The organism is Halobacteriovoraceae bacterium, assembly GCA_020635115.1.
Taxonomy (GTDB): domain Bacteria; phylum Bdellovibrionota; class Bacteriovoracia; order Bacteriovoracales; family Bacteriovoracaceae; genus JACKAK01.
On the sequence record JACKAK010000014.1, the window covers coordinates 1 to 19,606 of the forward strand.

Genomic DNA, 19,606 nt, shown 5'->3' on the forward strand with positions numbered 1-19,606 from the left:
TTCTTCAAGCGTTTTTCAGAGCCACTTTATATTGGAGAATTTAATCCTCAGGCAAAGGCACCTAAAATTATGGTCGACGTTAATACCGCTGTGAAAGAAGAGTTTACAAATAATGGGAGATACTTGTTTGTATCGCCTTTTGTTATAGAAGGTATTGTTAAAGATACTGCAGATTATGACGCGAGAACATTTTTATCAGGGGCCACAAATGCTCTACTTGACAAGTGGGCCTCTTATGAAGGGACAAGTAACTCAGCAAAAATTATAGCGCCACTACTTAAAAATAAAAGGAAATCTGACTATGATGTAAATGCCGGTTTGAAATATGTTAACAGAAATGACGGCTCCGAGTCTATGCTTAAAAATTTAGTGGAAAAAACATCTGAAACATTAAGTGTTGAAAGTACTGAAGGGAGATTAAGGTTACTTGAATATATCGTAGATTCATTGCGTTTTAATATATTTAATGCACTCTATGAAGGAATAAGTATAAGCACAGATATCGTAGGGAATGAAATTCTCCAAAAGAATATATATGCACCTGCACTTGAAGGAATTTATGAACATATTACTAATCGAGAATATCTTCCAATCACTGAATTAATGATTGAGGCCTCACAATTTGGTTTAGAAGGTGCGAGTGAAAAAAAATATTTTAAAGAATATCTTCAAAATTTTTCTTCTGTAAGGGAACAATATTTTCCTGAAGGTATATTTGTTATTCCTGAACAAGACTATCTTCAGCAAATTACGAACCTTGATTATCAACCTGTTCATCAACGAACTCGTGCTGATGTCATTAATGAATATAAAGCAATGATGGATCAACGTATAAGAAAATTTGCGAATTATTTACTCAGAATTAGTGATGAAAAAGGGTTTAACTTTGAAAAATGGTTGAAGGAATTACCTACTTATACAACTGACTCTATAGCTTACAAGTATAACGAATTTAAGAAGGCCATCACTGCAGATTATGTTCAATTTAGTAGAGATATTAAAAAAACAGATTTACAAGAAAATCGAAAAGGAATCGAATATCAGCTAACAACAACTGAAGAAATGTCAACCTTCTTGTATATTCTAGATAAATCACTATCACATCTTAAATGGGCCAATTATATTAATATTGTTTCAAGTATTATTACAAATGCTACTGGTGATATGAGTATTGGGCATAATGTTTCTTTAAAAGATTTTCTTTTTAAAGATAAGAAAACATTATTTTCACCAGTTGCACATGAATCACTTGAAAATAGAATCCAGGCCGTGAGCTTATTTGAATATGATCTTCAAAAGATTAAAAAACTAGAAATTACAAAAAAGTTGTTTGAAAAATGTGAAAAAGTTTTAAGAGGAGGGAATGATTAATGAAAAAATTATTATACATAAGTATTTTATCCCTTTTTGTTTTTAACAATTCTTTTTGTGAGGATCTAAGCTCAGTCGAAGATTGTGCAAAATATTTTGAACCTGTAAAAGATTTACAGAAAGAACCAGGGAAAATTAGAATCACTTCCAGCGGTCGAGATGCGAATGTTTTACCTGAACTTGTAAAAGTCTCACATGAAATAGGCCAAATTGCTCATGACCTAGGATATTACGTACCACCTCATATGTTGACATTTGTTCCAACAAACATAATTGGAGCTATGATCGCTTCAGTCGGTTATCCATCTCCTCATTGGATAGATGGACACAAAATAGTAACAGAGGCACCTAAACTAACTGGTGTTATGGAATTTGTAACTGGTGGCAATCCTACTGTAAGATCTGTCTACAAAGATACGACTGATATTTTTGAACAAATTTCGATTATAGCCCACGTTGCAGGACATAATCACGTGAGTAAGTCTTCTCCTTATATGCGTCTTAGACTAGATGACACGATTAAAGCATCTTCCCTGTTAGAGAAGGCCATGAGTAAATATAAAGATAAATATGGATCCCAAGAAGTTGACCATTGGTATCAGTATTTAAATTCTGCCAACTATTTACAAGATATTCTCTTTGGATCATATCATCATGTTGGAGATCTGAAGAAAAAGATTGAACATAAAGAAGTATTTCCAGCAACTAGAAGTGTTTTAAGTGCAATGATTGCATCTTTTCCAAAAGACACACCTGCTTGGAAAATCAAAATGGCAGAACTCTTTGAAGAACGTACTCGTTTTTTTGGAGCAAATGGACATTTGCAAGTTATCAATGAAGGTTGGGCGACATTTTCACAATATCTACTAGTGAAATATCTGGCCGATCCAAAGTATACTTCTTCTCATGCATCTTTGAGATATGCACAACTTTTATCTCACGTTGCTATCGATTTACCTGGACAGAGACTTGCTCAAGTGAGTTTAAATAATCCATACTGGTTAGGCCTTCAAGGTTTTTTCGAGCTCTACAGAAAGTTTAAACTGACTAACGAAATTTCACCGCTCATCGAAAGTCAAAAAGAGCTCAAAACGCATGAGGAAAAATTAAAAGTTGAATTTGAAATAGATAAAAAGTTTGTAGCGTTTGTCACAAATAAATACATTTCAAAATATAATGATGTTAAATGGATAGAAGAAGTTTACGATAATGCTTGGCTAAAGAAGAAAAAGTTTGTTATCGGACGTCAACTAACAGAAAACGAAATCAAAGAAAGGGGATTATTTGATCCACAAAATCCCAAGGAGTATTTGGTCGTACTTTCTAATGATAAAAAAAGAGTTTTAGATAAAGTTAAAGTCCAACTCAAATTAACGAAAAAAATACAACTTCCAGACATCGAATTTATTGATCCAAAATTTAAAGGTAACGGCATCCTTCTTCGACATAATCCATTCTTAAATATGCCTTTAGAAATTTCAAGTGCTGTTCAAACCCTTTACGTTTTAACAAAAATAAATTCAAGATCTGTTTCAATTGAAACAGTTCTTCCTTCCACATGGTTCCCAACTCCTGAGTTACCTTTTTCCATTCCTGAGGGGATTGAAAAATTCACTGAATCAGATTGGCAGAAATTTCTTAAACAATTTGGTGCAGAAGATAGGGCCAAAATTGAAAAGAGCATAGATTTAAAAATGATTAAATCTATTGCAAAAAAGCAAAAAATGCCAACAATTCCAGCGCTTATTTCAGTACATACCGATGGACAAGTGGATGCATTTATCATTGAAAAAGAAGTAGAAACAACTGAAGACGAAAATTTGATTGCAAGTGGATATGTTGATCCACTTGAACAATTTATGGATAAAAAAGTAATTCCTCAGAAAATAAAGATCAATCTCATTAAACTACCTGAAAATTTTACTGAACAGCTAAAAAGATTTATCAAAATCTATCAAGATGACCTCTCCATAAATTTTGATCCTAAGTATTGGATTGAATATAAAGAAAAATGGGAATCGATAATGACCACAGAAGTTCATTCGACCTCTGTTTCTGATCACAATTTGGCCCCTCAAATTCCCGTTCTACACCATGTCAGTTCCGCTGGGCAGGCGATGTTAGAATTTGATCAAATGGCAAAAAGAAGAATGGATAATGCGATAAAGAAAATTTTAAGTGGAAAAGCTCCACTCATTATGGGACAAAAAGGGGTGCAAGTTCCTGCATTGCCAATCATTCCTCATTTCCATAATGATACATCTGTTTTAAGTCAATTAATGACAAAAATGCCTCCATCTCCAATTGATGGTGAAAAGTGGTTAGCTGGTCTTGGTCTTAATGAAGATGAAAAAAGAACTTTCCATTGGATTAAAGATCTTAATACGCAGGTAATAGTAATTGATGCTGATCCTGGTACTTTAATTCCAATTCCTCCAAAGCAAGAAGGCGAAGGAAAAGGAGAAGGTACGGAAAGTGATGAATCGCAAGAAGGTGAAGAAGAGGGAGAAGGACAACAAGGAGATGGCCAGGGAGATGGTGATGTCAAAAGTGTTGAAATTCCTTATGAAGCATGGGGACAAATTTTAAAACAAGAACTCAAGCTAAAAAATATTAGAAAGACTTTTGGAAGGTCACAACGACCAGATACTGAAAGAGACGGAGTCGTTCAACATGATCGTGATCCTATAATATGGGATAAAACTCTAGAAGAGGCCTATATTCTTGGTATGGCCAAGTTTGAGGCCGAGGGTATAGAAACATCTGAACTCGACGATATGGACATTGTAGAGGAAGGTCTCTCAAGAATGAGGAGGGAAGAGTATTATACTAAAACTCAAAGGCCCATTATGGAGCCAGACTTTGATGCTGTCGTTGTCTTCGCTGTCGACATGTCGGCATCGATGGCCAATGTTCTCTTTCAGGCCAAGAAATTTGTAAGAAATGTGGTTGCACTTCTTAGGGCCAATTATAAGAATATTGATGTTAGGTTTGTCGCATTTTCTTCAGAGGCAGTGGAGCTTCCTGAAAGAAAGTTTTGGAGTTCGGATTTAGGCTATTCGACAACATATTCAGAAGGTGTAAAAAAATCTCATGAAATTTTAGAGGAATACCCTAGATCTCGCTTTAACAAATATTTTTACCTTATTGGTGATGCTGGAAACTTCGCAAGTGATTTTGATAAATATATTGCAAGTTTTGATGAACTTTTAAAGAATGTCGATCATTCTGGTTTTGTCTATACGGTTGAAGGCTGGGAGGATCCTCAGTTTCTTAAATTAGTTCAAGATTATGGCCAAGGTAAGGATAATTATGACTATACAGAAATTGATTCAAACGACGCATCTATATTAAGAGCTTTACGAGATTTATTTTCAGAGGAATAGTTCTCTGGCCAAATCCCCATTGGCAAGAGGAAGGGGTTCAAGGATGAGAAAACCTTCCTCTTTTTTTTCTTTTCAACTTATTGAAATTACAGGGATCAATAGTTTTGGGGAACTTCATGTAGCAAGAAAGAATGGCAGCAATGAGTATTGTAACTATTTAAATTTTGGTTACAAAACTAAAAATTTTGCCTTCGTCCTGATTGATATTAGAATATATGTATATGAAAACATACGCCCTTTTGGCCCCAATTATTTTTCTATGGACTCTGATATCATGCAATAGGATTTTTCAGGAAAGTAAAAGTATCGACCCATCTAATCTACCGGCCTTTCTTGAGACAGTTGTAGGTAACCCGTTGGTAGACTCATACAAATTTCTTGATGTTGACAAAAATAATAAAATTGAATTTACAGAGGCATATGTTCAAACGATTAAAGCAGCTAAAGCAATTGATGATCAAGAATTTTCAGAAGAGTTATCACTTATCGATTATGATAATGATCACAAGATTTCAATTTACGAAGTTTTAGAGTTAAAAAAGGATATGGCCGAAATATTCCGACTACAAGATGGCGATTATCTCTGTTCAAATCAAGAATCTATAGATGAGTTTTCTGCTTTAACCAGTAATTTCTATTATTTTGATAATTTGTGGGTGGGAAAAATTATAGAAAAAAAGAAGGAATTTCCTTGTCTTGGAACTAGTTTTAACTTGCTCCTTTTCAGGGCGATTGAGGCCATGGATAGAAATAGAGATGGATATTTAAGTGACGATGAGTTTGTAGCTCTTTACGGGAATGCTTTAAACTTTGAACAATTTAAGAAATTCTTTTCTCAGATGGACTCTTCCATCAACTCTGATACATATTTTAACTTCATGCATGAAATAACTTATCCTGAAGTTTCAAGAAACAATATGTGGCTTTACGATTATACAGGTATTTTGAAAAAAACTATTGAAGTTAATAATTTCAATCAGTATAGCGGACTATACGGCCTTACTTACGATTCAGTACGTTTTGGAGATCAGATTGATGATATTTTAGAAATGATAAAAGCAACTCCCGTTGAAGATTTATCCGATCTTAGTCCAGGAATATTCTCTCATTTTTCAAGGTCGTTTACATTTTTTTTATTTTACATGAATACGACTAAGAACTTTATTAAGCAAGACCAAATCTATTTGGATATTTACGAGTATGATGTTTCTGAACATCCAGAACTTGCTCGGTTTGATTTGAATCAAGATAAAACTTACAATTTTATTGATAAGCTAGTTATAGATTTTGTTGCACAGGTTGCGTATCTTAACAAGAAGAACGTTTGCACTTATTCTGTTTGGGGCAGACCTTTTATGCCAATTGATCAGATATGTGCGAAAGAACAATTGAGTGAAACGAAGTTTAAAATAAATATAAAAGAACTTTTTATTAAAGATATTGTGAATGATGCAAAAAAAGATACAATAAAACTTACATACCAAATGATGGCGTATGGGAGATTTCCGCTTTATCTTGAGTTACTTACAAATAGAACGAAGTATTTGGAAAATTTGAGTGAAAGTTCTTTAAATAAAATCATTCAGTCAGATCTAAAATTTGATGAATTCTATAGTCAAGGGCTATATAATATGAATCAGTATGCCAGAGATAGACTTACTAAAGAATTTACTAGTTCAAAAGATGTTGTTTTTGATATTGAAACGGCTTGGTTAAAATATTTTCCTGATGATTTGGATGAGTATTATTCTCATCAAGATAAAGTTCATAGAAAAATAATCGAAAATGAATATTATATTCAATCTATAACGAACAATTATTTTTCAAATGATCAGTTTTTAGAATTCATGAAAACAAGAAATTTACGTGACTGAAATCTATTGATCTAGGAGTGTTAAAGTTTACTTTTTGCATTGGGCCCTTTTAACACTGTCCTATCCCAAGCGACTGATTTCTTCTTTGGTGACTGCTGAGTGCAGCTGACCTATTACTTAGTCTAGCGTTTTCTAGAAACTATTGATTCAAGAGTGCTTCTGCTTTTAAGAAAAGTTCAATATTCTCTCTAGAGATTTTATAAAAGAAACTGAGATTTCGAAATGTCTCCTCTGTCCAAACAGGGATGTAATCTTCCCAATCTTCAGTTTTGAAGAATACATCAAGAAAATGGCCAGAAGAATCTACAAGATCATCAAGAATTTTTTGAGGATTCGAATTTTCTTCTAAATTAACTGAGTAGATAAGAGTAGTAGGGTTTAAATGCGTATTTGACTTTGAATGAATTCCAATCGTTAGTATCAGTTCATCTGGATAGGTTTCTCCATAAACGAAAAAACTACTATCTTTTATTTCTAACTCTTTTGCATAAGTTGAAGCTAAAAGTTTTGATAATTTATCTCGCCACTCATTAGGGAGCATTATAGGCATTTCGGCCTGGTCTTTTCTGCATAGCATTTCTTACCTCTTTGAATCTTTTGCGGCGTCACTCTACACTAAAAGGACAGCGCTTTCAAGGTGACAATATGCATAAAAATAGAATTAAATTTATCCTGGGCCCTATGCTGAAAAATACACAATCACGTGATTTTCTTGATTTAGATGTAATTGGATTAGGTCAAGACTCTATCGTAATTAAGGCGCGCCAAAATGATGATGAATTCCTTACCCATTCACAAGTCATAATTATGCTTAATTCTGGAGATTATTGGCATAATTTCCCCTGTAAACTTTCGAATCTTTTGAATGTTGAAGAAAAAGAAGATAAAGTGAGCTGCTTTACTTACCAAGTGGAGACTCTTGAATTAGATAAATTTCAAGAGATATTTAATCAAATAGCTTAGAGAGGTAGTGATGTCAGTTTACCTATTATCTGGGGCCAGAACCCCAAGTGGACAATTTTTAGGGTCTCTTTCAACAGTCTCTGCACCAGAGCTTGGAGCAGTGGCCATAAAATCTGCAATTGAAAAGGCCGGAGTTGAAGGAAGCAATGTAGACGAAGTTTTTATGGGAAATGTCATAACCGCCGGAGTAGGACAAGCTCCAGCAAGACAGGCAACTATTTTTGCAGGACTACCCGAGAGCGTGGGGGCAACAACAGTAAATAAGGTTTGCGGATCGGGTTTACAGAGCATTATTCTCGCGGCCCAATCGATAAAGGCAGGAGATAATTCTCTCGTTGTCGCTGGAGGGATGGAAAGTATGTCTTTAGCACCTCATTTATTACCAAATAGTCGCACTGGAATTAAATTTGGAAATGGGCAGTTAAAAGATTCTATGCAATGGGATGGATTGTGGGACGTCTATAGTGATCGCCCTATGGGAAATTGTGCTGAAGAATGCGTAAATAAGTTTAAATTTACAAGAGAACAACAAGATGAGTTCTCCATAGAATCATTTAAACGCGCTCAAAATGCAATGAATGCTGGATATTTTACCGATGAAATAGCTCCTGTTACCGTGAAAGGCCGTAAAGGAAATATTGAAGTAGCGCAAGACGAAGGCCCTTTCAAAGCAGACTTTGAAAAAATACCCACTTTAAGACCAGCTTTCGAAAAAAATGGGACAATTACAGCAGCAAATGCCTCTACTATTAATGATGGAGCAGCAGCGGTAATTGTAGCAGGTGAGAAATATAAGGAAAAAGCAGAGTTTAAAATACTTTCATATGCTAAGCATGCTCAAGATCCGACATGGTTCACTACTGCACCTGTGATGGCCATGAAAAAAGCACTTCAGAAGGCCAATCTAACACCCGACCAAATTGATCTTTATGAAATTAATGAGGCCTTTGCCGTGGTGGCCATGGCCGCAATAAAAGAGTTAGAATTAAACCATAACAAAGTGAATATCTATGGTGGAGCTGTAAGTTTAGGACACCCCATTGGATGTTCAGGAACACGAATTATCGTGACCTTGATGAATGCTTTAAAAAGAACGTCTGGACGCTATGGTATGGGTTCAATATGCATAGGTGGAGGAGAGGCGTTGGCAATTATTATTGAAAGGATATAAGGAATTTAAAATGGCCGTTGCCCTTAAGAAAAAAGTCAACCCAGCGAAGAAAAAATCAGGTATCAGAAATTTTATGCCTGGAGAAGTAATATTTAATGATAATGATGTTGCTGAGTCGTTGTACATTATTCAAAAAGGGCAAATTAGGTTATATAAGCCAAAAGGAAAGGGTTTTATAGAAATTGCCATTCTTCGCTCTGGGGAAGTGATAGGGGAGATGGCCTATTTTGATGAAAAATCTCGTCGGAGAAGTTGTTCAGCAGAGGCAATTACGTCTGTGGATCTTATTGAAATTTCATTTCCGGCCTTTGCCAAAACAATGTCAAATCTCAATCCTTGGTTTAAGACAATCATAAATACTCTGGCCGACCGTCTTAGAAAAACAAATGATAAAGTAAAAGAATTAGAAAGCAACTCAGTTGGATTTGGTTCTGGTGGGAAGGTCGCTGATTATAAATTCTTTCATACAATAGATATTCTGAAACTTCTTTCTGTTTTACTTATGAGTTTGAAAACTCACGGAACGGCCAATAAAAATACATACACTATGAGTGTTGATAGATATAAATTCTATGTGTTCGATATCTTTAATATATTAGAAGTCAAAGTCGAAGAATTTATAAATTTGCTAACTAATGAAAAACTTATTGAAATGTTGCCTGATGAAAATAATATGATGAAAATAATTAGAGTTGAAGATATCAACAACTTTAAATCAATGCTTCATTTCCTTAATAGTGAGAGACAATTAACTGATGATAAAAAAAGTAGAGTGTCTTTTAAATGTCAAACATTTCTTGAGCATATCCTACGAAAGCTTAATAAAGAAAAACCTTCAGAGGATGAGTGTTTATTGCAGATTAATGATATTTTAACCGAGTTTAAGAGCAGAAATTTACCAATTAGTGAAGAGGATTTAGAGGATGCTAAGAAGATAGGTCTGGTTGGAGATACGATGGTCGATGGCAATAATGTCTTATCAATTCAAGTAAAAGCAAAAAAACTGCGCTCGGTATTTTCAGCTTTAAAGTTTACTAATGCCATTGAAAAAGTAAATGAAGTAAAAAAACATGCTCCAAAATATTAATCTTTTCTATTGAAAGATTCTTTAATTGCCTCCTTAATATCTAAAATGTCCATTTTGTTATATCTGGATAATTTTTGAGTCTTATCAGAATCTATTGTTTGGTTTAGAAGTTCATCGCGTAAAATATCTAATTCATTCGTGTTTCCAAAAATCTCTTCCCAAGTTTTGTAGAGTCTAATTTTGTCATTTATAAGATTTAGCATAACCGCATCTACTTCTTTAATTCTTCTATTAAAATAACCTATATCATCACATTTGCCTGTCGTAGAAGTATTTTGGGTGATGCTTGAAGAATTGATAGCGATAATTCTTTTCACAAAATCATTTAGTTGTGATGGATCTGAAATGTTTCTCATCTGCTGCAATTCGTTGGGTGTTTCACAAAAAACTTCTACGAACTCTAATATTTTATATCTATTGTAAAATCGTTCGACTTGGAAAATATAGAGTGAGCTCGCTAAATAACGGTATGATTTTAATAATTGTTCTCTTTTAACAATATTATTTGTTCTCTTAAGAAGAACTTGATTAGGTTGAATAGAAATACCATTTTCTAAAAGAGAATTATCGATTTGTTCTTGTTGACATGTCTTTGTTATATTGAAAAAAGGAACGGGTTCAGACCATTCTTGATAGACACAGTTTCGTGAAGAGTTAAAAAATGATATTTTGATAACAAAATCTATCGCAAGTTTATCGATTAAATCGTACTTTGAATCTTTATTTAGATCATAAGGTGCAAGTTCTGGATAAGTAATTGTATCAAAAGATTCAAGCCTTTCATTTCGATTGGCCAGTCTTCCCAAATCATATAATCTTGAAATATTGCTATAGAAATGGCCATCATAGTTAAATTGAGAAATGGGAGTAGAGAGATAATTGAGAAGATACTTTTCATCTAGTGAATTATAGATTAATCCAGTTGCCCCTACAAAAAAATCAAATAGTCCCTGCATTGTATTTGGAGTATTTGCAATTGATTGTTCGTCAATAAACAGTACTCTTTTAAGATTTGCTGAATAATCATATTTCCATGGATTTTCTTCAATTTTTTCGGACTCAGAAATTGAATTTCCATAGAGACTGCTAAACTCGTTTAATTCAATTTTTGCATTTTTATTTTTATCTATTACGGATAAGGCCTTATAAAGAATGCTATTATAGTTTGATGAGATACATCTAGAGCGGTTTGAAAATTCAATCAATTTTCCCGCCCAATTTTCGTCATAATAATAGTAGGACTCTGTCGATTGTGAAAAATCTTTTAGTACTTCTTCATCGCTACAATCAAATTTACCATCTTGTTCAGAAAATAAGATTTCTCTAGTACGCTCTAATTCTTCAAATTCTAAATTAGATATTTTTTTATCTCCATCTGAGTCAATTAGTGCTAAATCACTTCCATCTGAATACGCTAAATTGATGCTCGACTCGGCCTTTAGAGTTTGAGTATAGGCCTCTTGAAAGTTTATGTTTCCATTTGCATTTGAATCCAAATATTTTGCAATATTTGTAAGTGGATTTCCGGTACTTGTATCCATAGTGTCTTCACCAATTTGACACGAAGAAATCAGTAGTACTGACGGGAATAACAAATATATGGATTTAAACAATTTCAAAGATGTATCCTCCATAGTCTATTCTATAACTGATTTGAATAGTAGGAAGTAAAATTAGTTCAGCACACTTAAGTTATTGTAATGTCGATATATTTAAAAAAGAATTAAGTTTTGAGCTGAAAGAATTTATAGGCAGTCGGCCAATAATTATTCTTAACAGGTTGAATTTATTTGTATTTGTTCCATGTGTGTAGAATGCTAGTCGAAAAAAGTGACTTCAAGAATTTTCTTTGACCTAAGAATTGAATTTATAATATTTATTATTTAATGTCAGGTTCAAAAAGCATATATTAAAAATTGACTCATTTTAGATTCATTAAATTGTTAGAAAAAAACGATATGCTTTTTATGAAAAGAATTATTACCTTTTTATTTTTATATTCAAAAATATTGTATTCAGATTCAGCGATGATTGACTTGCCAAGTTCACCTCAATATTTAAAAGATCTTGAGAAACGTAAGGAGAAAGAAAGAATATTATCTGAAATATACTACAATCTTCCTTTGAAAAAAAATGATCAAGAAATCTATTTTTTAGATAGATATAAATTTTACCAAGAATATTTTAAGTCAGAATTGGATTTTCTGAATAGTTATAAAATATCAAATCTTCAAAATCTATCACCAGAATTATTCCTTAATAAAGATAAAAAAAATGAAATTTATATTCAAAACGTATCTGAATTCAATGAAATATTTTCAAAAAGATATCCAGAAGAGTCAATTTTGATTCTTGAAAACAAAATGATAGAAGTTTTTAATAGAGAGACAGACTTAAATATTATTTTCTCAGAAATTAGAGAAATTCATAAGAAACAAAAAATTAATAATTCTGACTATTTAAATTTTCTTATTGGAATGACAGACGTAATTACATCTTCAAGCTGGTTAAAAGAATATGGAGATCAGTATAAGGTCGATGATTCAATTAGAGAGAACATTTTGAAAGAAACATATATTAATTCTAACGGGAATAATAATGTCTATCAATATTTTGAATTTCCTAGAATTATTGAATTGATGTTAACTTTAGATAGTGAATTAGATGTTGTATGTAGGGTAATGAATTATTTTAAAGATAGAGTTAAAATATTTCAGAAGATGTAGACAATTATGACTCAAATATTGCTAAACTTAGTCGCTGGGTATTAGAGATCACCGAGATATTTAAAAACAGAAATTTAACTAATGAAATTTTGAAAAATAAATGCAGCTCTAATTTAGGTATTTTTGATGATTTTATTGAAGCAGAAAGAATGGGATACATTAATATTGCTAAAAATAATTATGAGGTAGGAGAGAATTTATTATCCAATTCAAATATAACATCTTTAGAGAGTCTTTGCCATAATAGTATTGAGGCCTTGTACATATATTTTAGGAATATCGAGATTTCAAAAAATGAGACTTCAATACGAGATGATTTAATTTCAACAGAAGCATCATGTTTAATTAGAAGTAGAATTGATCCAAATAGTGAAAACATGAATACAAGAATCTCTTATATTCAAATTGGTAAGAGTGATATCATGCTAATGTCTCCAAATGGAACACCTTTAGAGAAATTTAATAACAGTCTCTTAAAAATATTGAAACAAACGAACCCAAACTATAGAAATTAAAAAGTATACCATATTAATAGGTTACTTTTTTAAGTTCACTAGTTTAGTAAAATGTTTTAGCTTAAAAATGTTCGTTACTTAAAAATTGGTTTAGTACTTGTAAATTATTTGTACTTACTTAGAGATTAAGAATTTACATAGACAGTTGGAGTAGAGAACAAAATAAATAAAATTTTAAAACAATATGTTATTAGATACAATCAATAAAACTAACAATGTTAAAAACTTTATTTAGGTGCAAATATGGATGATTTTAAAAAAATTCTTTCAAGAATGATAGAGCTATTAAGAGATGGTGAATTTCCGATGTTTAATATTCTTGAAATTATTATTTCCGAAAATAATAACTCTTCTTATCGTAGTATTTTCTTGGCCATTAAGGATGATGTTTTTAATGATGGAAAATCAATGACAGAACAGATGAAGCGACATCCTGAACTATTTCCAGAGAAAATTATTGAATTAATCTCTATAGGTGAACAAACGGGTGAGCTAGAAGAAGCGCTTAGAAAATCTGTAGAGCTTCTGTCTACAAGTAATAGTCTCTAACGTATTAATCAGAGGTTGGTAAATATTGAATTTGATATTTAGTTACCTTGGTGTTGTCAATAATATATCTTCCATACAACCTAATCATATACCCTGATCGATATTCAGCAGGAGTCCCTTCCACCATAAATTCACTTGCACTTTTAACCTTTACGTTTTGATTTATTTGCTGGCCAATATACTCCCATCCGTTTCTTTGACTAGCAGATACTCCAAGATCTGCTCTTGGGACAATTTGTCCATCAATCGACAAATTGATTGAATCCTCCAAAGGCTTACTATTAAGAAGCAAATAACCATAATAAATTATTGGTTCTCTTGTAATAATTTCTAAACATTCACCAAAATCTAATCTCGCCGTACCAAATAGTTGTATAAGGAGACCTGTATATGAATCGCCTCTTTCTGGATAATACTTTCGATCTCTAGTTGTATATCCTAGATACTGCCATCCATTTGTTGTGCTTTGAGGAATAATATTTCCATTTGTATCTTTGACTGTAATATCGTTAACATCAAAATTTGGAACATTAACAGGCGTAATGGCCCAATGGTCATATTTATGTCTAATCTTTTCAGATTGTATATTATTATTAATTTCTTCAAAAATTCTCGAAAAACTTTGAGTGCAAATATTCCAGGCATCATTTTGAGATGGATTTAGTAATTTGGATACTTGTTGATAACCATATCCAATTCTATATCCACTTTTACACTCACTATGAGCAGAAATACTCATAAATCGCAACTGTTCAGCATTCATATTTGTTTTTAATGCATTAAACTCAGAGACTTTTTTATTAATATATGCATTTTTTTGACTGAAAGTTGCATATTGACCAGGTGGAATATCATAAGCAATATCACCCGTAGACATGACAACGATAATTGTATAGGCGTTATTTCTAAAAATTCCATCCCCCCTAAGATCATTGAGAAGTTGTCTGGCCCTTTCTACACCTTGCTCGTATCCAAAACCATTACCAAGTTTTGGCATCAATTCCTTTAAATACTTTTTAGGAGTTACATTTTTCATTTGGGTCAAAATTGAATTTGCCTTACTACTTGTCCAGTCCTGAGAATCCTTTATAAAAAATAGATTTTGATCTTTTTCATCACTTAAATAGTTCATCGGAGCAATCAGAACATGTTTTTCAAATTCTGGTGAAAAACTATCCAGAATTCCATTCAGTGCATTTATAGTAGAATCATCTATGAATTTCGTACTAGGTGAGTTATCCCAAACAAATAAGAAATCAACCTTAGGTTTGTTATAATTAAAATTATTATTACAACCTGAAATGACATCAGATCCTCTTGTATTAAGAAAACTGTTTTCATCCACATTTTTCTTCGCAACAAAATCTTTTTCACCACAAGAGACAAGCATAATTAATAGGAAAAGATAATTTTTCATATTTACTCCACGACAGTCTTTTTTTCGGACTTTTCAGCAATAAAATTAAGCAGTAAAAAGATCTGGTAATTTTGTCTCTATTCTTATTTCCAGGACTTAGATTTAAACTGATACAAAGCAATATTTTTGGAGGATTTTTATGTCATATAGCTGGTATTACGTTGAAGGAAAAGATCGTGTAGGGCCAGTAAGTCAGGCCGAATTGGCAGATTTATTCAAACAAAATAAATTAAAACTCAACAGTTATATATGGAGAAATGGATTCACAGACTGGAAAAAAGCTCGAGATGTTGAAGAAATTTGTGAACTATTCATCGAAGTCGAAGGAGATACTTCCCCGAAAAAAGTGTCTCAAATTCCTGAGACTATTATAGACAGACAATTTTCTTGGGATACAGTTGAAAAAGACCACAAGATTTTTTCAATTAAAATTGGAAAAGACAGAGGTCATCCAGATACGGAATATGGGCCTTTTAGCCTTGAAGAACTTAAAAAACTTTTTGATCAAAAAAGAATAAATGAAAAAACATATATTTTCTCCCCAGGAATGGAAAATTGGGTTTTTTTAGGTGATATAGACATCTATGATACATTTTTTTCAAATGTACCACCAATTATCAATGAAGAAGATAGACGGGGAAATTTAAGAAGACCATTTGTTGCAAGAATGTTTTTTCATGACACAAAAAAAGTCTACGAAGGAATCTGTCGAGATATTTCTATTGGCGGTCTTCAAGTTCTTGTGTCTGATTTTCCTGTTCACGTCCAAGAAACAATTGCAATTAATGTCCATCCGGAAAACACAGACTATCATTTCGTAGCAGATGGGGAAATTGTTCGTATATTAGATGGTAATCAAGGTTTTGCCCTGCGATTTAAAGATTTAGGTAATGAAGCAACTTCAGCTATAAAAAAATATCTATCAAACACTTGAATTTTGGCAGCTCTGTTGATGTAATAGGCCCTCAGAAAGAGGATTGGATGCTGTTATGAGTTATAGTGAAACTCTCATAGATGGGTTTGGAGAAATGAATATTCTTACTGGCAGTTTTGTCAGTGGGGAGAATGGTGAACAAGTCTATTATAAAAAAATTTTCCACAGACAAGTGAATCCTAGTTTTCACATTCTTTTTTTACACGATTTTCTCGATTACCATGGACGCTATGAAACACTGGCTCATCAATTGTATGATCATTTTGATGGAGAATGCTCGATTGGACTCATTGATTTTCATGGACATGGATTAAGTAATGGTATGAGAGGACATATCAATTCATTTGATACATTAGTGGATGAACTCCAATTTTATCTGAAAAATTGTCTTGAAGAAAAATTTGTATTTATAGTGGGAACTGGACTAGGTGCTACAGTTGCTCTTTCTTTAGAATTAAGTGGAGTTTCTGAAGTATTGCCTGTCATAGGCCTGATACTTGCTAATCCATTATTGAAACTAAATATTGACTTACCATCACTCATTCGTGGTTTTGTGAGAAGGGAAAATTTCGGTTTAAGAAAAGTTAAAATGACTTTTCCTTTTAATGGACACGATATTATCGATGACAAACAAAAGGCCGAAGAATATGACTCTGACCCATTAGTGTCAGGCCAGTTTTCAATTGCGTCATTGATTGAAATTGGAGACGCCGCAAAAAAATTGAGATCAAACGCGTATTACTTGTCTACTCCGACTTTATTTCTTGCGTCAGATAACGATTATCTAAGTGATATTCAAACCCTTAGAATGTTCCATAAGTCTATGAAAAAAGATAAGACTAGTCTGTTTGAGTTTAGAGGTGTAAAACATGATCTATTCAATTCTAATTCAGTTGATGAGTATCTCTCAAAAATAACGAAGTGGATAAAGGATCAGATTCAAAATGTTTAAATATATTTTTATTTTTTATATTTTAGTTTCATCGATTTCATGCTCTCAAATTTCAAGAAATAACGTAACCGAGAGCGAGCTTATTGTTGAAGATGGCCATTACAAAGGAAAACCTTTTAAAGAAAGAATGAATTTCAATCGAAGATCTTGGTATTTTGATTTTACACTAGTTTTTGATGTACTCTGGGTAGATTTAAAAAAACAAGAAAATTTTTCAAAATGGCTTTCCACAGAAGAAAGCAAGTATATACAAGAATGTGATAAACTTTATCTGACATTAATGTATGAAAAATCCCCAGGTCCCCTAAAAAAGTCAAAATTCAAAGAACTAGTAGATAAAACAGGTGCAAAATTTGTTGAGCTTGCTGGTTTTAAAGAACATTTTAAATCTCATGGTGAATATGTTGATCATTTGTTTCAATCATATGAACTAAAAGGCCTGTGTTATTATAAGGATTCAAAAGAAAAGCTCGATATTTCGTTTGCAAATTTTCCAAGTACAATAGTCTTCTGATGGCAATTCTAAGTTAACACTCTGATTTTACGTATAGAGAAAATTATTCCTTACTTTTTTCCTCAAGGTGTCGATAAGAACCTGAGGAGTTAAAGGTTTTATGGCCAAGATTGTGAACAACATCGATAAAAAAGGCGAAGTTATTCTCAAGCGATTTGGGAAATATTTGCTTTTAGACCATCTTGTAAATGGAGGGATGGCAAAAATTTGTCGAGCTAGATATCTTGATGAGCAAGTAGACAAAATTGTGGCCATAAAAATGATACAGGCCCGCTATAGTGATGATGAAACATTTCGAAAAATGTTCATGGATGAAATCAAAGTAACTTTTGGGTTGATCCATCCTAACATTGCTCAAACTTATGATTATGGATTAAATGAAGGTCAACTCTATACTGCGATGGAATATGTAAATGGTAAGAACCTTAAAGAATATCTAGAGAAATTAAAAAAGAAAAAATATGTTTTTCCTGTTGAAATCTCTGTATATATCATCTCTCAGGTCTGTCAAGGACTACACTATGCACATAATTTTACAGATATGCTCTCTGGCCAAAAATCAAATATCATTCATAGAGATATTTCACCTCATAATATAATGTTAACCTATGATGGGGCAGTAAAGGTCATAGATTTCGGGATCGCTAAAGTTGATTCTAATGAAGATTCAACAAAGGCGGGAACAATAAAAGGAAAATTGTCCTATTTGGCCCCTGAATATCTCGAAGGCCTAAAATTAGATCATCGATATGATCAGTTTGCAGTTGGAAATACACTATGGGAGATGCTCTGTAGTCGTAAACTCTTTAAGGCCCCGAATGAGATTGCTGTCTTAAAAGAAGTGCAAAGCTGTAAAGTGCCTCGTCCTTCTTCTATAAATCCAATTGTTCCAAAGGAACTCGATGAAATAGTTCTGAAGGCCTTAAGTAAAGATCGAAATAAAAGATATGCAAATTTAGATCAATTAAACAGAGCTTTAGTTGAGTTTTTATATAAAAATTATCCAACATTTAATCCAACTGATTTAAGTTATTTTGCAAAAGGTCTTTTTAAAAAGGATATTGAAGAAGATAGAAAAAGGCTCTTTGAATTTGGTAAAATAGACGTATCTAGTTATATCGCTGAAGCAAAATATGAAACTCCAGAATCGATTGGGGGAGAAAAAAGTGCGATAAGTATTACTAATGCTTCAAAAATAAAACAAGCACATGTTTTCGATTTTGGTTTTGATAATGCAGTGAAAAGCAAAATAAAGTCTGACAAAGAGGAAAAAAAATCTGAACAAGTTGAAGAAGAAAATAACCAGAGGATTAAGTTAGATAAAACAAAAACAGGTGCAAGTATAAATAAAGGTAGAAAAACTAATTCTGTTATTAAAAATGGTGAAATTAAAATAAATAAAATTCAGGATTCAAATCTTCCAAATGGGCCAAAGACAATAACAAATTCAAATAATTCTCTTTTAGGAAATAGATTTATAAAAAGTGGGGTTATTGTAGCTTTGCTTGCCGTCATCGCAATATTTGTTGTAATTCCTGCATTTAAAAAAGTTCCTGAGTTGAGTGATAAAAAGCCTCAAACTGAACAACAAAATCTGACTCAAGAGACTTCTCCAAAGAATAACGAAATAAAAAATGAAACACCCAAAGTAAAATTAGGGAAAATCACACTTAAGGGATTTGATACACTAAAACATAAAGTTTATGTTAATGATGAGAAAGTAAAAGTTAATTCATTAGGGACGTTTTCATATCCTTATTCAGATAATATTTTCATAAGAGTGGAGCAAAAGGGGAGAAAGCATTTTGTGTATCATCTTCAATCTTTTAGCGAAGGAAACTCAAATATTAGAATTCAGTTACCTGACATGCCTCCACAAAGTTATGCTTTTTTGAAAACAGCAAGGAATTGTTTTAAGGGTAAGATGATGTTTGAAGTATTTGGTGAAACGCGAAGTATTGAACTCCCAATAAGAGACAAAAAGGGGATTGCAATACCATTGCTTAAAGATGGACGAAACATCGCAAGTCCATTTCGAGTTATTCTGATCGGAGAGGATAGTAAAAGACCCGATCAAGAAATTGAAATAATACCAAAAAGTGAAAATGAACTCATAGATATGTGTGAAGTAATTTATAAATGATGAA

At 32.6% G+C, this 19,606-nt stretch carries 16 protein-coding genes; 13 read left to right on the forward strand and 3 right to left on the reverse strand.

The features are described 5' to 3' along the window. The 3 genes from H6622_17340 to H6622_17350 form a co-directional block, all read left to right on the forward strand. The coding region (locus H6622_17340) for a hypothetical protein (protein ID MCB9063293.1) at nt 1-1,371 on the forward strand (1,371 nt) is incomplete at its 5' end. Then, nucleotides 1,371-4,757, forward strand: a complete 3,387-nt coding sequence (locus H6622_17345; GenBank protein MCB9063294.1) for a SpoVR family protein — start codon at nt 1,371-1,373, stop codon at nt 4,755-4,757. The genes H6622_17340 and H6622_17345, both read left to right, overlap by 1 nt. 221 nt (nt 4,758-4,978) lie before the next feature. Beyond that, complete coding sequence (locus tag H6622_17350) at nt 4,979-6,631, forward strand: hypothetical protein (GenBank protein MCB9063295.1); 1,653 nt, start codon at nt 4,979-4,981, stop codon at nt 6,629-6,631. A 139-nt stretch (nt 6,632-6,770) separates the two neighbouring features. On the opposite strand, the gene H6622_17355 is transcribed toward H6622_17350, so the two are convergent. Then, a complete protein-coding gene (locus tag H6622_17355; protein MCB9063296.1) occupies nt 6,771-7,208 on the reverse strand; it encodes a hypothetical protein in 438 nt (145 codons plus the stop codon). Nucleotides 7,209-7,276: 68 nt separating this feature from the next. Here H6622_17355 and H6622_17360 point away from each other — a divergent pair, with 68 nt between their 5' ends. Genes H6622_17360 through H6622_17370 form a run of 3 tightly spaced genes read left to right on the forward strand, consistent with a single transcriptional unit; the run spans nt 7,277 to nt 9,852 of the window. Beyond that, the gene (locus H6622_17360; protein ID MCB9063297.1) at nt 7,277-7,594 is read left to right on the forward strand and encodes a hypothetical protein; all 318 of its coding nucleotides are present in this window, start codon (nt 7,277-7,279) and stop codon (nt 7,592-7,594) included. A 10-nt stretch (nt 7,595-7,604) separates the two neighbouring features. Further along, complete coding sequence (locus H6622_17365) at nt 7,605-8,765, forward strand: thiolase family protein (GenBank protein ID MCB9063298.1); 1,161 nt, start codon at nt 7,605-7,607, stop codon at nt 8,763-8,765. A gap of 10 nt (nt 8,766-8,775) precedes the next feature. Further along, nucleotides 8,776-9,852 carry a cyclic nucleotide-binding domain-containing protein gene (locus tag H6622_17370; GenBank protein ID MCB9063299.1) on the forward strand — a complete coding sequence of 359 codons (1,077 nt, stop codon included), beginning with the start codon at nt 8,776-8,778 and terminating at the stop codon, nt 9,850-9,852. Here H6622_17370 and H6622_17375 read toward each other — a convergent pair. After that, nucleotides 9,849-11,471 carry a hypothetical protein gene (locus H6622_17375; GenBank protein ID MCB9063300.1) on the reverse strand — a complete coding sequence of 541 codons (1,623 nt, stop codon included), beginning with the start codon at nt 11,469-11,471 and terminating at the stop codon, nt 9,849-9,851. The two genes, H6622_17370 and H6622_17375, sit on opposite strands and share 4 nt — an antisense overlap. A 348-nt stretch (nt 11,472-11,819) precedes the next feature. Here H6622_17375 and H6622_17380 point away from each other — a divergent pair, with 348 nt between their 5' ends. The 3 genes from H6622_17380 (at nt 11,820) to H6622_17390 (ending at nt 13,642) form a co-directional block, all read left to right on the forward strand. Further along, nucleotides 11,820-12,578 (forward strand): hypothetical protein, encoded by a 759-nt coding sequence (locus H6622_17380; protein ID MCB9063301.1) that lies wholly within the window; start codon nt 11,820-11,822, stop codon nt 12,576-12,578. 89 nt (nt 12,579-12,667) lie between these two features. Continuing rightward, a complete protein-coding gene (locus H6622_17385) occupies nt 12,668-13,093 on the forward strand; it encodes a hypothetical protein (protein MCB9063302.1) in 426 nt (141 codons plus the stop codon). Between the two features lie 243 nt (nt 13,094-13,336). After that, nucleotides 13,337-13,642, forward strand: a complete 306-nt coding sequence (locus H6622_17390; GenBank protein MCB9063303.1) for a type II secretion system F family protein — start codon at nt 13,337-13,339, stop codon at nt 13,640-13,642. A 4-nt stretch (nt 13,643-13,646) separates the two neighbouring features. On the opposite strand, the gene H6622_17395 is transcribed toward H6622_17390, so the two are convergent. After that, nucleotides 13,647-15,059 (reverse strand): hypothetical protein, encoded by a 1,413-nt coding sequence (locus H6622_17395; protein ID MCB9063304.1) that lies wholly within the window; start codon nt 15,057-15,059, stop codon nt 13,647-13,649. A gap of 139 nt (nt 15,060-15,198) precedes the next feature. On the opposite strand from H6622_17395, the gene H6622_17400 reads away from it, so the two are divergent. From H6622_17400 to H6622_17415, 4 genes are all read left to right on the forward strand, one after another. Beyond that, nucleotides 15,199-15,993 carry a DUF4339 domain-containing protein gene (locus tag H6622_17400; protein MCB9063305.1) on the forward strand — a complete coding sequence of 265 codons (795 nt, stop codon included), beginning with the start codon at nt 15,199-15,201 and terminating at the stop codon, nt 15,991-15,993. A 55-nt stretch (nt 15,994-16,048) separates the two neighbouring features. Further along, nucleotides 16,049-16,945, forward strand: a complete 897-nt coding sequence (locus H6622_17405; protein MCB9063306.1) for an alpha/beta hydrolase — start codon at nt 16,049-16,051, stop codon at nt 16,943-16,945. Next, complete coding sequence (locus H6622_17410) at nt 16,938-17,459, forward strand: hypothetical protein (GenBank protein ID MCB9063307.1); 522 nt, start codon at nt 16,938-16,940, stop codon at nt 17,457-17,459. The genes H6622_17405 and H6622_17410 overlap by 8 nt, the downstream gene beginning before the upstream one ends. A 100-nt stretch (nt 17,460-17,559) precedes the next feature. Further along, nucleotides 17,560-19,602, forward strand: coding sequence for a serine/threonine protein kinase (locus H6622_17415; protein ID MCB9063308.1), 2,043 nt, complete (start codon nt 17,560-17,562; stop codon nt 19,600-19,602). The last annotated feature ends 4 nt before the right edge of the window (nt 19,603-19,606 follow it).

What these genes read in the sequence shown, in the direction of transcription:
- H6622_17415 (MCB9063308.1), top strand. Translation starts at nt 17,560, where the DNA reads ATGGCCAAGATTGTGAACAACATCGATAAAAAAGGCGAAGTTATTCTC.
- H6622_17405 (MCB9063306.1), top strand. Translation starts at nt 16,049, where the DNA reads ATGAGTTATAGTGAAACTCTCATAGATGGGTTTGGAGAAATGAATATT.
- H6622_17395 (MCB9063304.1), bottom strand. Translation starts at nt 15,059, where the DNA reads ATGAAAAATTATCTTTTCCTATTAATTATGCTTGTCTCTTGTGGTGAA.
- H6622_17390 (MCB9063303.1), top strand. Translation starts at nt 13,337, where the DNA reads ATGGATGATTTTAAAAAAATTCTTTCAAGAATGATAGAGCTATTAAGA.
- H6622_17410 (MCB9063307.1), top strand. Translation starts at nt 16,938, where the DNA reads ATGTTTAAATATATTTTTATTTTTTATATTTTAGTTTCATCGATTTCA.
- H6622_17345 (MCB9063294.1), top strand. Translation starts at nt 1,371, where the DNA reads ATGAAAAAATTATTATACATAAGTATTTTATCCCTTTTTGTTTTTAAC.
- H6622_17360 (MCB9063297.1), top strand. Translation starts at nt 7,277, where the DNA reads ATGCATAAAAATAGAATTAAATTTATCCTGGGCCCTATGCTGAAAAAT.
- H6622_17365 (MCB9063298.1), top strand. Translation starts at nt 7,605, where the DNA reads ATGTCAGTTTACCTATTATCTGGGGCCAGAACCCCAAGTGGACAATTT.
- H6622_17355 (MCB9063296.1), bottom strand. Translation starts at nt 7,208, where the DNA reads ATGCTATGCAGAAAAGACCAGGCCGAAATGCCTATAATGCTCCCTAAT.
- H6622_17400 (MCB9063305.1), top strand. Translation starts at nt 15,199, where the DNA reads ATGTCATATAGCTGGTATTACGTTGAAGGAAAAGATCGTGTAGGGCCA.
- H6622_17350 (MCB9063295.1), top strand. Translation starts at nt 4,979, where the DNA reads ATGAAAACATACGCCCTTTTGGCCCCAATTATTTTTCTATGGACTCTG.
- H6622_17370 (MCB9063299.1), top strand. Translation starts at nt 8,776, where the DNA reads ATGGCCGTTGCCCTTAAGAAAAAAGTCAACCCAGCGAAGAAAAAATCA.
- H6622_17380 (MCB9063301.1), top strand. Translation starts at nt 11,820, where the DNA reads ATGAAAAGAATTATTACCTTTTTATTTTTATATTCAAAAATATTGTAT.